Origin of the sequence: Lutispora sp., from assembly GCF_041687175.1 — a bacterium.
GTDB lineage: Bacteria > Bacillota > Clostridia > Lutisporales > Lutisporaceae > Lutispora.
This window is the reverse complement of record NZ_JAWLCK010000062.1, coordinates 1-16,340: the sequence shown is the minus strand read 5'-3', so window position 1 is coordinate 16,340 and position 16,340 is coordinate 1. Positions and strand designations below refer to the sequence as shown.

General features: G+C 36.1%; 13 protein-coding genes. 3 read left to right on the top strand and 10 right to left on the bottom strand.

Annotation, left to right across the window (positions count from 1 at the left end):
- Nucleotides 1–252 precede the first annotated feature (252 nt).
- Nucleotides 253–2,496, top strand: a complete 2,244-nt coding sequence (locus tag ACESM9_RS09750) for a helix-turn-helix domain-containing protein (protein WP_372997739.1) — start codon at nt 253–255, stop codon at nt 2,494–2,496.
- A gap of 11 nt (nt 2,497–2,507) precedes the next feature.
- Here ACESM9_RS09750 and ACESM9_RS09745 read toward each other — a convergent pair whose 3' ends face one another.
- From ACESM9_RS09745 to kynU, 6 genes are all read right to left on the bottom strand, one after another.
- On the bottom strand, nt 2,508–3,476 hold the full coding sequence (locus tag ACESM9_RS09745; protein WP_372997737.1) for an ABC transporter ATP-binding protein: 969 nt from the start codon (nt 3,474–3,476) through the stop codon (nt 2,508–2,510).
- 1 nt (nt 3,477) lies between these two features.
- A complete protein-coding gene (locus ACESM9_RS09740; protein ID WP_372997735.1) occupies nt 3,478–4,491 on the bottom strand; it encodes an ABC transporter ATP-binding protein in 1,014 nt (337 codons plus the stop codon).
- Nucleotides 4,492–4,502: 11 nt separating this feature from the next.
- Nucleotides 4,503–5,420 (bottom strand): ABC transporter permease, encoded by a 918-nt coding sequence (locus ACESM9_RS09735; protein ID WP_372997733.1) that lies wholly within the window; start codon nt 5,418–5,420, stop codon nt 4,503–4,505.
- Nucleotides 5,421–5,434: 14 nt separating this feature from the next.
- Nucleotides 5,435–6,364, bottom strand: coding sequence for an ABC transporter permease (locus ACESM9_RS09730; RefSeq protein WP_372997731.1), 930 nt, complete (start codon nt 6,362–6,364; stop codon nt 5,435–5,437).
- A gap of 69 nt (nt 6,365–6,433) precedes the next feature.
- Nucleotides 6,434–8,098, bottom strand: coding sequence for an ABC transporter substrate-binding protein (locus ACESM9_RS09725; protein WP_372997729.1), 1,665 nt, complete (start codon nt 8,096–8,098; stop codon nt 6,434–6,436).
- Between the two features lie 229 nt (nt 8,099–8,327).
- The gene (kynU, locus tag ACESM9_RS09720; RefSeq protein WP_372997741.1) at nt 8,328–9,569 is read right to left on the bottom strand and encodes a kynureninase; all 1,242 of its coding nucleotides are present in this window, start codon (nt 9,567–9,569) and stop codon (nt 8,328–8,330) included.
- Nucleotides 9,570–9,771: 202 nt separating this feature from the next.
- Here kynU and ACESM9_RS09715 point away from each other — a divergent pair, with 202 nt between their 5' ends.
- On the top strand, nt 9,772–10,047 hold the full coding sequence (locus ACESM9_RS09715) for a hypothetical protein (protein ID WP_372997727.1): 276 nt from the start codon (nt 9,772–9,774) through the stop codon (nt 10,045–10,047).
- Here ACESM9_RS09715 and ACESM9_RS09710 read toward each other — a convergent pair.
- From ACESM9_RS09710 to ACESM9_RS09700, 3 genes are read right to left on the bottom strand one after another with little or no spacing between them, the layout of a single operon-like run.
- Nucleotides 10,006–10,575 (bottom strand): accessory gene regulator ArgB-like protein, encoded by a 570-nt coding sequence (locus ACESM9_RS09710; RefSeq protein WP_372997725.1) that lies wholly within the window; start codon nt 10,573–10,575, stop codon nt 10,006–10,008. The genes ACESM9_RS09715 and ACESM9_RS09710 overlap by 42 nt on opposite strands.
- Nucleotides 10,559–11,911 (bottom strand): sensor histidine kinase, encoded by a 1,353-nt coding sequence (locus tag ACESM9_RS09705; protein WP_372997723.1) that lies wholly within the window; start codon nt 11,909–11,911, stop codon nt 10,559–10,561. The genes ACESM9_RS09710 and ACESM9_RS09705 overlap by 17 nt, the downstream gene beginning before the upstream one ends.
- A gap of 44 nt (nt 11,912–11,955) precedes the next feature.
- Entirely contained in the window at nt 11,956–12,099 is a 144-nt protein-coding gene (locus tag ACESM9_RS09700; protein ID WP_372997721.1) for an AgrD family cyclic lactone autoinducer peptide, read from the bottom strand.
- Between the two features lie 334 nt (nt 12,100–12,433).
- Between ACESM9_RS09700 and nifJ the strand changes: the two genes are divergently transcribed.
- Nucleotides 12,434–15,958, top strand: a complete 3,525-nt coding sequence (nifJ, locus tag ACESM9_RS09695; RefSeq protein ID WP_372997719.1) for a pyruvate:ferredoxin (flavodoxin) oxidoreductase — start codon at nt 12,434–12,436, stop codon at nt 15,956–15,958.
- Between the two features lie 38 nt (nt 15,959–15,996).
- Here nifJ and ACESM9_RS09690 read toward each other — a convergent pair whose 3' ends face one another.
- Nucleotides 15,997–16,167, bottom strand: a complete 171-nt coding sequence (locus tag ACESM9_RS09690) for a DUF3787 domain-containing protein (protein ID WP_372997717.1) — start codon at nt 16,165–16,167, stop codon at nt 15,997–15,999.
- Nucleotides 16,168–16,340 lie beyond the last annotated feature (173 nt).

The window sequence follows — 16,340 nt, the reverse complement described above, 5'->3', positions numbered from 1 at the left end:
TTAATTTAACTCCCAAAAAAAAAGCACTCATAAGAGCGCCTAAGTAAAAATTTGGGGAATTGATTCTTTTTTTATTTTAACAACAAAAATTTTACAAAACTATATGCATATATACCATTTTTTTGTCGTTTTTAATTATCAAAATTCAAAAAATGTTCACAAATAGTTGGTTAAATTTTCAAAGTTATTTAGCAGAAATTTCTTAATGTTCAGTTATAATGGGAGAAACTAATAGTCATAAGGGGGAGTTCCATGACATTTAATAATATACATCTTGATGGCATGGAAGCTGAAATAAAATGCATAAACAATATAATAACATCAACGCTAAGAGGGAATGGAAAGCTTGTTCTCATTTCAGGTGACGAAAATAAAAAAAGTGGAATATCAAAATTTGCTCAGGATATTTTGAAGTTAAAGACTGAAATTTTTTCATGTATTATTAAAGGTTACGAACTTAGCTCATATAACTCAGTATTGAAACATATTATTGATGAAATTGATAACAGATATCCTAATTTATACAATACAATCTTAAACACACCTTATTTAAATCGAATAATAAAAAATGATAGTTGCAGCATTACCATAAGCCATGTTATAGATATTTTAGAGCTAATATCAAAAGAATACTCAATAGTAATATTGATTGATAATTTCAATTCCACTGAATCTAACTCTATTAATTTAATAAGAGACATTTCCTTCTTCATCCCTTACAACAGGTTTTCAATCATTTGCACTCTATTAAACAAAAAATCCGATAAAATTATTGAGCAACTGGATCTAAAAGATTTAGTTCTTCATATTGACTTGCCCTCTCATGAATCTCATGAGATTTCGGAAAGGGGCCATTTAGCTCACTTGCTGGATAAATCTGGCTATCCATGTAAAGATACTAATTTAATCGTTAAGCTTTTTTTCAGAAGCAACATACAACTTATGAACAACAACATTTCACAAATACATGGACTTCTTCATTACTTATACGATAATGATTCATTCAATTATTATGAAGCTATGGCTTATTATATCATTCTATTGCTGAGCAATGGCAAAAGATATGATGCCTTAGTCCTTACAAAACAAATTTCAGGTAAGCTGGCAAAAAAGATTAGGGAATGCATGGATAGTGAAGTTGATAGATACAAAACTCTATATTTCTTTATTCTAGGCAATTACTACTGCTATGTAAACAAGGGAATAACTGCAGTAAATATACTAAAAAAGGGACTATCGCTGCTGGATGAGTTTTTTTTTTGTGAATATCAAAACTCTCTGGGTTGTGCATATATGACCCTTGGAGACTGGACTAATGCAGAGAAATGCTTTCTGGAAGCTTATGACTCTTCAACCAATGAAGGAACTCTTTTGCCCCATTTGTATGTGAATTTAATACAGCTTTATAACTTAAAATGCGAATATAATAGAGCAAGTTATTATTATAATATGCTAAAGGCTGCTAATATCAAGTGGAAAAACGACTTTGTAGAGACATTTTTGGAAGCCTTATTCACACCTATAACCATAGCCATAGGAAACAATAACAGTGATTCTGTTCCCTACGAAAAGATTATGAATAAGCTGCTAAATATATCCTATAAATCTTTAACTCCCTTATACCATTTTTCCTATTTGCGTTTATATATTATAGTAGGAGACCACCTATTCAGGTGTAAAGATTATGCAAGAGCAATGGAATTATATGAGAAGGCTCTAATCAATTATGACAACAGTATTAATAAACCTTATATGAAAAATTTCATAAATATTAGAATAATGGCCTGTAGAAGCATGATTGGCTTAAAGCCCGGCAAATTTATAGTGAACTTAAAATTAGATTATAAAATAAACTGTCCATTTGAAAAATATATGCTATGTTCCCTGTTTTTCTTTGCTCATATAGTATATCTTTCATCAAATCAAACAGCTTTAGCAAGAAAATATTTAATTCGCTGCATCAGATATGCCCAGTCGTCGAACAATCTGATATATAAGGGTATGGGTTATTATAAACTCTTTAAACTTTATAGCCAATTAAATCATAAGAAAGCTAAACTTTATCAGAGAAAATATCTGGAAACTGCGTCTGCCATGGGAATATCGCCAGATAATATACCATATACCTACGATTCTGATTATAATCAATTAGAAGATGATAGAATTAACAGCATAATAAGCTATATCAAGGGCAACTACAGAAAAGACTTAACTCTTTCAATGCTTTCAAAAGAAATTCATATTAGCGAAACACATATTTGTCATCTAATAAAGGACAAAACGGGCTATACATTCAAGGAGCTCTTGCAGCATACTCGAATTCAGGAAGCGAGAAAAATGCTAACTGGAACCCTGTTAAATGTATCGGATATTGCTATAGCAGTTGGATTCTCTAGTTCAAAATACTTCTGTCGTGTGTTTAAAGAGATGTGCGGCTTAACCCCCATTAGTTATAGGAAAAACCATCATAATCATAATATTAAAGAATATGTATAGCCGGTAGATTACTACCGGCTTGTTAAATGACATGCTACATAATGAGAAACAGAAACTTCTTTTAACTCAGGTACTTTTATTTCGCATACATCCATAGCATATTTGCACCTCTTTCTAAACTTGCACCCAGGCGCTGGATTTATTGGACTGGGAACATCCCCTTCCAGTAATATTCTGCTTCTGCTTTTCTCTATTTTAGGATCAGGTATTGGTATGGCAGAAAGCAGTGCTTTAGTATAAGGATGTATAGGATTTGAATACAATTCATTACTGTTGGTCAACTCAACTATAGTGCCCAAATACATTACTGCAATTCTGTCACTTATATGCTTTATCATGCTTAAATCATGGGCTATAAACATATAAGTAAGGTTCATGTCTTTTTGAAGTTTCATTAGCAGATTTACAATCTGAGCCTGTATTGATACATCAAGGGCTGATATAGGTTCGTCGCACACTATAAATTCTGGTTCTATAGCCAATGCTCTGGCTATTCCAACCCTCTGTCTCTGACCTCCGCTGAATTCATGAGGAAATCTGTTGGCATGCTCTCTATTCAAACCTACCTTTTCCAAAAGCTCATATATTCTGCTCTGCCTGTCTCCATTCCTATAAAGTCCATGTATATCTATACCTTCTCCTATAATATCTCCTACTGTCATACGAGGATTCAGCGAAGCATAGGGATCTTGAAATATCATCTGTGCTGTTTTTGCATACTTTTTTGCTTCTGTTTTATTAAGATCATTAATATTTTTACCATTATAATATATTTCACCCTCAGTTGGTCTATACAACCTTATTAGAGTTCTTCCCACTGTAGTCTTGCCGCAGCCGCTTTCCCCTACAACACCTATGGTTTCTCCCTGATTGATGCTGAAAGTTACATTGTCAACTGCCTTTAATACTTGATTCTTACCAACATTAAAGTATTTTTTTAAGTTCTTTACATCTATAAGGGGCTTTTCAGCACTATACATTCTATATAACCCCCCTCAAAACATTTTCCTTTACACCGGAGGCATATTCGTGCAGGAGCCAGCAGGCAGCTTTATGACCACTGTTGATGGCAAAATAATCAGGATCACAATAGTGACATACCTTCATGGCATAATCGCATCTGGCTGCAAAAGCACAGCCTTTCGGTGGAGAAAACAAATCAGGTGGTGTTCCATCAATAGGCATCAACTCTTCCTTATTATGACTATCAAGCCTAGGCACTGACTTTAACAATCCCATTGTATATGGATGCTTTGGGTTGTAATAAATATCATTTACACTGCCATATTCAACAATTTTGCCTGCATACATTACAATCACTCTTTCAGCTAAGTCTGCTACTACTCCAAGATCATGTGTTATTAATATAATGGCAGTATCCAGCTTCTTTTGCAGTTCCTTCATCAAATCAATTATTTGAGCTTGTATGGTAACATCCAGGGCAGTAGTAGGTTCATCTGCAAAAAGTAGTTTAGGACCGCAGGCTAAGGCCATTGCTATCATAGCTCTTTGTCTCATACCTCCACTATATTCATGGGGATACTGCTTTAATCTCATTGCAGGATTAGGTATTCCTACCAATTGAAGCATTTCCAAGCTCCTTACCTCAGCCTGTTTTTTTGTAACTCCACCATGCTTCATCAATACCTCTTGTATCTGTCTGCCTACAGTCATTGTTGGATTCAATGAAGTCATTGGATCCTGAAAAATCATGCCCATGTCTGAACCTCTCACTGCCTGCATTTGTCGCTCATTGAGAGCTAATATATCAACATCATTGAATATTATTGTTCCATTTTTTACTCTTCCCGGTGGTGATGGAATCAGCCTCATTATGCTTTGGGCTGTAACGCTTTTTCCACAACCTGATTCTCCAACTATTGCTATTGCTTCGCCTTTATTAAGATCAAAACTCACTCCTCTTACAGCTTTTACTTCTCCTGCATAGGTATCGAAAGACACCTCTAAGTCCTTTACTTCTAATAACTTGCTCATATATTTCCCTCCTATTTCCTTAGTCTGGGATCCAATGCATCCCTTAGCCCATCACCGATAATGTTAAAAGATAGCATGGCCAAACTAATGAATAAGGCAGGGAAAAATATTTGCCATGGATATGTGGTCAATGTCCTCTGCCCTGCCGATGCTAAAGAGCCCCAGCTAGCCAATGGAGCAGGTACCCCTAAGCCTATAAAGCTGAGAAAAGCTTCCGTAAATATTGCTCCTGGTATTGCAAATGTCAATCTTACTATTATTGGACCTATGGCGTTTGGTATCAAATGTTTGAAAATAATTCTCTTCCCATCAGCACCCAAGGTTCTTGCTGCCAGTACAAATTCCTGTTCGCGAAGCTGAAGGGTCTGGCCCCTGACTAATCTGGCCATCCCCAGCCAGTTTGTCAAAGCTATTGCTATTATTATTGTGTGAAGCCCAGGTCCCATAACCATTATGAGAAGGATTACTACCACCAGATTTGGTATGGTATACAGTATATCCACTATTCTCATCATAATTTCATCAGCATATCCGCCTATATAGCCTGCGATACCTCCATATATGACGCCTATGAGAAATTCTATGACTGCACCAGCTATACCAATAAATAATGATATTCTAGCACCAACCCATATTCTTACAAACAAATCTCTTCCCAAGCTGTCAGTACCAAATATATGTCCTCCAACTCCCGGTGCTTTGTCTACCATTGAAAGATCCTGATCTGAGTATGAATAAGAATACATCATAGGTCCAACTATAGCCATAGCTACAAGAATGCTTAATATGATTAATGCTACAAATGCGGCTCTATTGCTTTTAAGCCTTCTCCACGCATCCTGGAGGTATGTCATGCTGGGTCGAACAATGGCTTGGCTTTCTTGAATGTTTTTTCCTATATATACAAAGTCTTCTCTGCTTATCTCCATAATCATCCCTCCTCCTATGAGCTGCGTTTGCTTATTCTTATTCTTGGATCAATAATGCCATATGCAATATCCACAAGCATATTCATGATTACCAGAATGCTTCCAAAGAATGCAGTAATACCTGTTATAAGAGTATAATCCTGCATGTTTATACTCTGGACATAGAATTTGCCTAATCCAGGAATTGCAAACACCGTCTCAATAACAAATGTTCCTGTAATTATAACTGCTATCCATGGTCCCAAGATAGTTATAACCGGGAGTATTGCATTTCTGATTTGGTGCCTCCATACTATTTCAAAGGGAGACAATCCCTTGGCTTTAGCAGTTTTTATATAATCCTGACCAATTACATCCAGCATGCTTGATCTCATAAATCTTGCAAGATTGGCAATCAGCCCCAAAGAAAGAGCGAAGGTAGGCATTATTGTATGGGCAAAGCTCTTCCATTGAGCTACAGGAAGCCATCTCAGCTTTACACCAAAAACCCACTGAAGCAGTGCCGCAATTACAAATCCAGGAATAGAGACACCTATTATGGCAACAAAAATAGAAAATCTATCCCATCCTCTGTTGTGATTCAGTGCAGCTACCACTCCCAGTAATAGCCCTGCTATTATGCCAACTATCATAGCTCTCATACCTAAGCTGGCTGAAATGGGAAAACCGTTTGCTATTATCTCATTAACTGTTCTGTTTTTGTATTGAAATGACATTCCCATCTTACCTGTAGCCAGATTTTTTAGATATATGAAATATTGCTCATGTAGTGGTTTATCCAATCCGTAATATTTTCTTAAATTCTCTTTTATTTCTGGTACTACCCTTTTTTCATTCATTAATGGATCTCCTGGTATTGCCTGCATCATGAAAAATGTTGCGCTAACAACTATCCAGATAGTAACGATGGCATAAAACAGCTTTTTTGCTATATATTTTATCATTGTGATCACCTCTTTTATTTAAGAAGGTATATGCATGGCACATATACCTTCTTAATCATAGTTTGAATGTTATTTATTTTTGCCTTCTATATATGCATAAACAACATCAATTTCTACTCCTACACCTTTTCTATATACATTCTTAACATATTCTCTTTCAGCATAATCTGTATACCTGAAATATAATGGTCCTATGGGTAAATCTCTCATAAGCATTGCTTCTGCCTGATGAAGGAGTTCAAATCTTTTAACTCTGTCTGTTTCATTTTGAGCTCTTACTATTAAATCATCATATTCAGGATTGTTATATCCCGGGTCATTGTTGCCTGACCAGGAGGTATATAGGTCAAGGTCTGTCATTGGATCTGGATAATCAGGGCCCCATCCGGCATATGATATATCAAAATCATGGTTTTGCTGTCTGTCTATTCTCACAGCAGATGGTACCGGTTCTAATTCAACTTCTATGCCAAGATTCTTCTTCCACATTTCCTGGAAAGCCTGAGCATATAACTGCCCTTCAGCAGTATCGTTGCACATGAATTTAAGCTTTGGCAACTGCGTCAATCCCAATTCCTTCATGCCCTGTTCCAGAAGCTTCTTTGCAGTCTCTACATCATTATCTTTGAAGTAGTCTCCACCCACTTCTCTAAAGGTTTTGTCAGTATTCACATCAGGTATAATATCTGGCTGTACATAGGAAAGAGCCGGTATCCAAGGTCTTTTAGAAACATTTTTTATAAAGGATTCTCTGTCAACGCCGTAGGTTAGGGCTCTTCTGATATTTACATTCTTTAAAACAGGGTGATTTACATTGAAGTCAAAGAACCATACAGATCCATCATTGAAGTTTTTGACCTCTCCCTTTGTCATAGCAGCCTTCTGATCTGCATTGAGAGCTATAGTCATATCTAATTCTTCTGCTTCATACATATTGAATTCAGTCTGGTTATCTGAAATGAAGGGGCCAATTATTTTCTCAAGTTTTATTTCCGATGCATTCCAATAATCCGGATTTTTAACAAAGGTCATTTCTGCTTCGTGCTCCCAAGTTTCAACTTTGAAAGGTCCACAGGTAACAAAGTTCTGAGCCTCTGCGTTGAATTTATTTCCGTACTTTTCAACTATATCCTTTCTTGTAGGATAATATGTTGAAAAGGATACAAGATAGTCAAAATATGCCACTGGATTTTTTAGTGTTACTTCCAAGGTTTTATCATCTATAACTTTAATAGCTACATCTTCAGCAGCTCCTTCTCCCGTATTGTATTCTTTTGCACCAACAATATCATACAGGAAGTATGCATAAGACATTGGATCTTCTGGATTTAATGCCCTTAACCAACCATATTTAAAATCCTCGGCTGTAACAGGTTGTCCGTCTGTCCATTTTGCATCTCTTAAATGGAAGGTATAGGTCTTCCCATCTTCACTGATATCCCATTTTTCAGCTAAACCAGGTATTATTTCTCCATGCTTATATCTTGTCAGTCCTTCCATGATCCAACTCAATATATATATTTCTATATTTGAGTCACTTCTCTGCCAATCCAGAGTTCCAGGTTCCTGGAATAAGCTCAGTCTGAGAACCTGCTCATCTTGTACTGTTCCAACAGTTTGTTCTGCTCCTTCTGTCTGATCTGATGCTGCAGGCTGCCCTGGTGAGCAAGCTGTTAAAATCATAGCAAAAGCAAGCATTACAGCAACAATTGATAATAACCTTTTTTTACTCACAACATTTCCCCCTTTATTTTTTTTGGAATTTGTCTTCCACCTATCAAGGTAAAACATAAGATATTTCATTTCCAAAGTTTGAGATTCCACTTTTTTGCTTCATTTCAATTTCTTTTGTTAACAAATATGAAACATAATTATAAAAAATATAAAAATACTTACATAAGAAGCAATATAAAATGAGAGGCCTAACTGAATTTCAGCTAGACCTCTCATTTTAACCTATAAGCTAGGCTATAATACCTCTCTTTTTTTCATATTTCTCGTATATTTTTTTATCCATAATTTCTTTGATTTTTTCAACTACCACCCATACATCGTGATAGGATATATAAAGAGGAACAGGCGCCAGTCTTATGACATTTGGCTGTCTGAAATCCGGAATAACCCCCATATCCTTTAAAGCTTCGTTTATTCTCACTGCATCCTCATGTTCCAAAGCCACATGTCCACCTCTTCTATGACCTTCTCTTGGATTGCCAATGATAAAACCATACTGGGATAGCTTATTATCAATTAAATACATCATATAATCTGTAATCATTAAGGATTTTTCTCTAAGATTATCAATTCCAGCCTCATTATACATCTTTAACGATCCCTCAAGAGGTGCCATGCTCAATATATGCGGTGTACCCATCTGCCAACCTCCTGCATTATTGGCAGGTTCAAACTTATTTAGCAAATCAAACATCTTTTCTGGCACATAGCCCATCCAACCTGCCATTCCAGGTCTTTTATCAAAATGCTTTCTATTTATATAAATAGTGGCTGGTCCTCCGGGACCCTCGTTCAAATATTTATAGTTGCACCATACTGCAAAATCCACTCCCCATTCCGAAAGCTTATGTGGTACTGCTCCCGCTGAGTGGCAGCAATCAAAACCTATGTATATACCTCTCTTATGGGCTTCAGTAGTAAGATACTCCATATCTAATAGTTGCCCGCTTCTATAAAGAACCGCAGGTAAAAATACTAAGGCAACACCATCATTCATTTTATCTACTATACCATTTTCATCCAAAGTTCTTCCATCCTTGCTCTCAACAACTACTAGATGCTCTTCAGGATTTAAACCTCTTAACAGCAGCTGGCTTTCGATGGCATAGCGATCCGTTGGGAAGTTTAAATCATCAACTAATATCTTGTTTCTTTTGCTGTTGGGTTTAAAAAAAGTTGCTATAACTGAGTGGATGTTTACTGTTGTAGATGAGTGAATTGTGATCTCGTCCTCCTCAGCCCCTACCAAAGGTGCCATAAGCTTCGCCAGTTCCTTTGAAAAATATATCCATGGTACTTCCGCTTTTGACCAGCCGTTTATACCGAGCTTTTTCCATTCCCCTATAACTCTCAATAAGCTATTTTCAGCATCTTTAGACATTAGTCCAAGGGAATTTCCATCCATATAGATTTCACCTTCATTTAGATAAAACCTATCTTTAAATCTTGCTATAGGATCTTCTGTGTCCATTTTTATTGCAAACTCTTCGCTTAGTTCAAATTTTATGCTCACTGAAATAACCCCCTGCTCACTTATTATTAAATCAATGATATCATAATTTTCACACTTTGGTAAATTACTTGGCTACAAGGCTGATTCGTTATAAATATTATTATTGAATATTTGCAACAATATAATAAGATAAACCAAAAGCTATAAAGGCGGTGTTTGTATGGAAATCAAAGAAAGAGTAATGGTACCCCTTGGCTATGGAAAATATGCTCGTTCGGATAAAATAATAAGCCTCGAACCTATAGAAGACGATAGGGGTCCTGGAAGAAGAACAGTTGTTCATAATAATATCATCAAAATATTAAAACTGGAAGCATTATTACTTCCAGTTTATTGTAGTCTATATCTTAAATATGCTATAATTGGAACTAGTGATTCTAGCTTCGTAGGTATCTTAATGATACACATATTTTTTCTTCATGTATCCAAGTATTAAAGAAATAGACTCCACAAGAATTGCTAATATTGCAATATTAGAATATACACTAGATAGATTAATGCCTATTAAACCTAGCATAATAATTACACCTATGGATAAGTACTTTAATTTTTTTCTTCTTTGTTCGCTGATGATTGGCTTGTTAGGATGGTCAACAGGAGAAAATATATAAGCTATTATAGCTGAGAAAATTATTATAGCTATTTTTCCATAGATTGTAATGTTCAAGGATAACCCCAAGAAAATACATGAACCTAGAAATAACAAGGATGTTATGAAGCATCGCCAGTAGGTCTCTTCGTGATAACCTCCCGCAAAGACCCTTATTGCAGTAAAGAATAAGAATGCTACCAAAAATTCTGTTGTTAAGGATAAAAAAGAAAAAAACAATATATATATAATAGTCTTCGAAGCTTCACTAAGCAAACACTCAATTCCAAATTTTATTTTTATTAATTGAAGATCGGTCAAATCAGATACATTATCCTTAATATGCATGGTTAACCAATTAGCTATGTTGTTCATAGTATTCATCCTTTAACGGAAATCTCATTAGAAATTCTGTTTCTTCATCGCTGCTTAAAACTTGAATATGTCCATTATGTTTTTTCAGCATGCTATTTACGATATATAATCCTAAACCATGTTCTGCCTTTTGCTTTTTTGTTGAGAACCCATTCTCAAATATTCTGTCAATGATATTTTCAGGTATTTTAGGGCCATTGTTGGCTATGGATATGTAATACTCATTATTCTCTATATATGTACACATAGATACAGCTCTATTATACTTTTTTTCAGATGAAATCAAGCATTCGAATGCATTATCCATAATGTTGCTGATTACGCTTATAAGGTCATTATCCACAACATTCAAGAGGTTTAAGGGAGCTTCAACTTCCACATCTAAATTTATATTATTTTCATAAGCATAATTGCTTTTAACAACAAGCAATCCATCAATATACACATTTCCTGTATCAAATATTTTATATGAAGTTTTTAATCCTTCAGTAAGATTATTAATATATTTCCTTATTCTTTCAAGGGCATCAGGTTTATTAATTACGCAAATAGCATGTATAGCATTTAAATGATTGGCAAAATCATGCTTTTCTCTTCTTATAATGTTAATTATGGTTTCAAGGTTGTTTATGTACTCCGCTTGTAATGTAAATTTCTGTTGAATGTTCAAAAGCTTTATTCTATCCCGAAAATCAAGAATTCCAAATGCAATATAAATCAGAAAAATAAGCAGTAATAAAACTTCATACTTAAGATAATCATTTGGATTATTAACAATAAAATTAAAGCTAGCAAAGAAAATGCACATTAAATATATTCCTAAAACAGAATAATTAATAAGACCAGTATTTAACTTTCTACCTGAAGATTTAATTATTGGCTTTAACCTGCTTCTAAAGGCTAATATTGCTATTGACAATTGCACTGCTTTTGTTATTGCAGAGAATACCGTTTTGGTAGGTGGATTGTTCAAAATATAATTAAAACCTATACCAAATAACGCATCTGCAAAAATAACTATAAAGTACTCAGTAATAACAATTACAACGACTGAAATAGCAATTGCTAATAAAGACATAAATATATTATTTTTTAATATTACACTAAGCATTATACCTGTGAAAGTTGATAATATTATCGTATGATAGCCAAAAGGAAAACTGAGTGTTATCCAAAAAGAAAAAACTGTATATATAACTATAAATAGTAAAATCTTTAGCCTATTTTCATTTAGATAAGCTTCTCTATCATTAATAGTAACTGACGAAGTTATTAAAAAGATAAATATTCCTTCAAGAAATGCAAATAATACTTCATTGATAATGAAATTAATCATATAAAAAGCCCTCCATTATTGGCTAAAATAAGGGGTATGACCCCTTATTTTAATAATTCTTCAGGACATTTTACCTGTTGAAAAAGAACCATTGTTGCTGCGGAAGCTGAAGTAGTACCAACAAATAGTGCAAGTAAAGCCAGCATGGATAGAGATTGTTTGCGAATAAGACTAACTATTTTCTTCATAGTAACCCTCCTTTCACAATTATATACTATTCATGCCTGTCCAAAAATAAGTCAATATGCTATTGTGAGAATCTGTTACAGATTTCATTAATTGGTGCTTATTACTGCTATTTTTATGGAGTATCCTGCTTTCCGCGAACTCATTGCACAATTTACAAAATTCTCCCAATATTTACTTCCATAATATCAAAACGTCATTAATTAATCAATATTTATTTAAATGTGTCATATATTGATTAACTTCTTTGCTTTGCTTATTTATGTATCAAATATTGAAAAAATCGAACAATATATGTATATACAGGATACAAAATCATAAGAGAGGGGAAAACAGATGACAAGAAAGACGAAAACAATGGATGGAAATCAGGCAGCTGCCTATATATCCTACGCTTTTACTGATGTAGCTGCAATTTTCCCAATTACTCCATCTACTCCTATGGCGGAAGGAGTAGATGAATGGGCTGCCCATGGTAAAAAGAACATCTTCGGTCAGCCAGTACGGGTGGTAGAGATGCAGTCAGAAGCCGGTGCCGCAGGAGCTGTTCATGGTTCCTTGCAGGCAGGAGCATTGACCACTACATATACTGCGTCTCAGGGTCTATTGTTGATGATACCCAATATGTATAAAATGGCTGGTGAGCTATTGCCGGCAGTGTTTCATGTTAGCGCTCGTGCCATAGCAGCTCATGCATTATCCATATTCGGAGATCACCAGGATGTGATGGCAACTCGACAAACAGGTTTTGCACTTCTTGCATCCAGCAGTGTTCAAGAAGTTATTGATTTGGCAGGAATTGCCCACTTAGCAGCAATAAAATCCAGAGTTCCTTTCCTTCATTTTTTTGATGGATTCAGAACTTCCCATGAATATCAAAAAGTTGAAGTCCTAGAATATGAAGAATTAGAAAAACTGTTGGATTATGATGCTTTGAAAGCTTTCAGGGATCGTTCTCTAAATCCTGAACACCCTGTTGCCAGAGGAACAGCTCAAAATCCTGACATTTACTTCCAGGGACGAGAAGCTGCCAACCCATACTATGAAAAAGTGCCGGATATAGTTGCAAGCTATATGAATGAAATAAGTAAACTTACAGGAAGAAACTATAAGCCATTCAACTACTATGGTGCAGATGGTGCTGAATATGTAATTGTAGCTATGGGCTCAGTCTGCGACACTATAGGAGAAACTGTAGATTACCTATTGAATAAAGGTGAAAAAGTGGGAATGATTCAGGTACACCTATATCGTCCCTTCTCCTCAAAATATTTTTTCAATGTGTTGCCTTCTACAGTAAAAAGAATAGCTGTTCTTGACAGAACAAAAGAGCCTGGTTCTGCAGGTGAGCCTTTATACCTTGACGTGAAGAGTCTTTTTTACGGCAAAGCCAATCGACCTTTAATAGTAGGAGGAAGATATGGATTAGGTTCAAAAGACACAAGGCCTTCTCAGATTATTGCCGTATATAAAAACCTAATGCAGCCAGAGCCTAAGGATGATTTCACTATAGGTATAGTGGATGATGTAACAAATACTTCTCTTCCTGAAGAAGATATTGTTGACACCACTCCAGAAGGTACTATCCAATGTAAATTCTGGGGGTTGGGTTCTGATGGTACTGTAGGAGCAAACAAATCTGCAGTCAAAATAATCGGAGATCATACAAACCTATATGCTCAGGCATATTTCTCCTATGACAGTAAAAAATCAGGAGGTTCAACCATATCCCATCTTCGTTTCGGGAAAAAACCTATTAAATCACCATATTTGATTTATAATGCAGACTACATTGCTTGCCACAATAAATCCTTTGTAAATCAATTTGACTTGTTAAAGGGTATAAAAAAAGGTGGTACCTTTGTGCTAAATTGTCCATGGACTCTTGAAGAATTGGATGAGAAGTTACCGGCTTCTATAAAGAAAGCCATTGCTCAAAATGATGTGAAGTTCTACATCATTAACGCAATGGAAATTGCCAGCAAGATTGGTCTTGGTAACAGAATCAATATGATTATGCAATCTGCTTTCTTTAGCCTGGCCAATGTGATCCCTGTTGAGGATGCAGTAAACTATCTCAAACAGAGTATTGAAGATATGTATGGCAAAAAGGGAGAAAAAATAGTGGAAATGAACAAAAAGGCAGTGGACGAAGGGGTTTCAGGGCTAATAAAAGTAGATGTGCCTTCTCATTGGGCCCAGGCTGAAGATGATGAGCTTCCAGCTAAAGAAGAACCAGATTTTGTTAAAAATATTCAAAGGCCTATGGCCAGACATGAAGGGGATGAGTTGCCGGTCAGTGCCTTCAAAGGTATGGAAGACGGAACCTACCCGCTGGGAACTACATCTTATGAAAAAAGAGGCATAGCGCCTATGCTTCCACAATGGCAAACAGAAAAATGTATTCAATGTAATCAATGCTCCCTCGTCTGCCCTCATGCAACAGTAAGACCTTTTCTTTTGGATGAAGAGGAAAAAGGCAGGGCTCCTCATACCTTTGAAACCAAAAAAGCTGTGGGAAAAGGACTTGAAGGATTGCATTATCGCATTCAGATTAGTCCCTTGGATTGTACTGGCTGCGGCAACTGCGCAGATGTATGTCCCGCCCCAGGAAAAGCATTGGTGATGGTGGATGCAGAAGAAGAAATCCTAAGGCAGGAAGAAAACTGGGAGTTTGCCTTGACTATCAAAGATAAAGATCACTTAATCGATAAAGGAACCGTTAAAAATAGCCAGTTTGCAAGGCCTTTGCTGGAATTCTCCGGAGCATGCGCTGGCTGTGGTGAAACCGCCTATGTAAAACTTGTGACCCAACTTTTTGGAGACAGAATGATGATTGCCAATGCCACAGGCTGTTCTTCCATCTGGGGAGCCAGTGCGCCATCGATAGCCTATAGTACTACTGCTGAAGGCAGAGGTCCTGCTTGGTCCAACTCATTATTCGAAGATAACGCAGAATACGGATTCGGGATGGCCATTGCTGTGAAGCAGATACGTGAACGACTAGGCGAATTGATGAGACAGGGTCTGGAGTCAGATTTGGATGATGAATGCAAAGCTGCTTTTAAAGTATGGCTTGACAACATGGAAGATGGCGATGGCTCCAAGAAAGCTTCCCAAAGAATTCTTGAAACACTGAAGAAACATAATCATCAAAATCATCCCATTGCAAGGGAAATACTAGAAAAGAAGGATTATCTCACAAAGAAATCCATATGGATTATTGGAGGCGATGGCTGGGCATATGATATAGGTTATGGTGGTGTAGATCAGGTATTAGCCATGGGTGAAGATGTTAATCTTTTGGTATTGGATACAGAGATCTACTCCAACACCGGAGGCCAATCCTCTAAGTCGACTCCAACAGCCGCAGTAGCCAAATTTGCTGCTGCAGGTAAACGAATCCGAAAGAAGGATCTAGGCATGATGGCTATGAGTTACGGCTATGTCTATGTAGCTCAAATAGCTCTTGGTGCCAATATGAATCATGCACTAAAAGCAATAACAGAAGCAGAGAAATATAAGGGACCTTCCCTCATCATAGCCTATGCTCCTTGCATAAGCCATGGCATCAAAACAGGTATGGGCACCAGTGTCGCTGAAGAAAAGAAGGCTGTGGAAGCAGGATATTGGCACCTATATAGATACAACCCCATGCTAAAAAAAGAAGGCAAGAACCCATTTGTTCTTGATTCTAAGGAACCAGGCGCTTCCTTTAGAGAGTTCATAGAGGGAGAAATCCGATACTCACAAATCATGAATGTCTTCCCTGATATAGCTGACGAATTATTTGCTAAGGCAGATGAACATGCAAAGGAAAGATATGAAACCTATAAGAGATTGGCAGAGATGAAGTACTAAGCATAAAAGAAAGGAGCCATGGCTCCTTTCTTTTATGCTTATTTCTGATTACTATCTACCCATTCTTTGGCGTTTTTTACCTGTTCATCGTCAGGTATTGGAACTCTTGATTCAGCAGATTGAAGTTTATTAATATTTGCCCAGGCCGCAGTGTTATGCTCTTCAATAGGTATACCCATTTTCTTATCCTTTTTCTTATTAGTAGCCATAAAATCACCTCTTTATTATTATCTTCAAAAGCTATGAAAGTATGAAACTTAGCGTAAAGTTACCATAGGGATTATATGGAAATAAAAGTAAAACAATAGAAAAGAAGACTTCATCCTGTTATGATATAAGCTGACAAACAAATAAACAAAAAAGGATGGGAGTCTTCTATGTA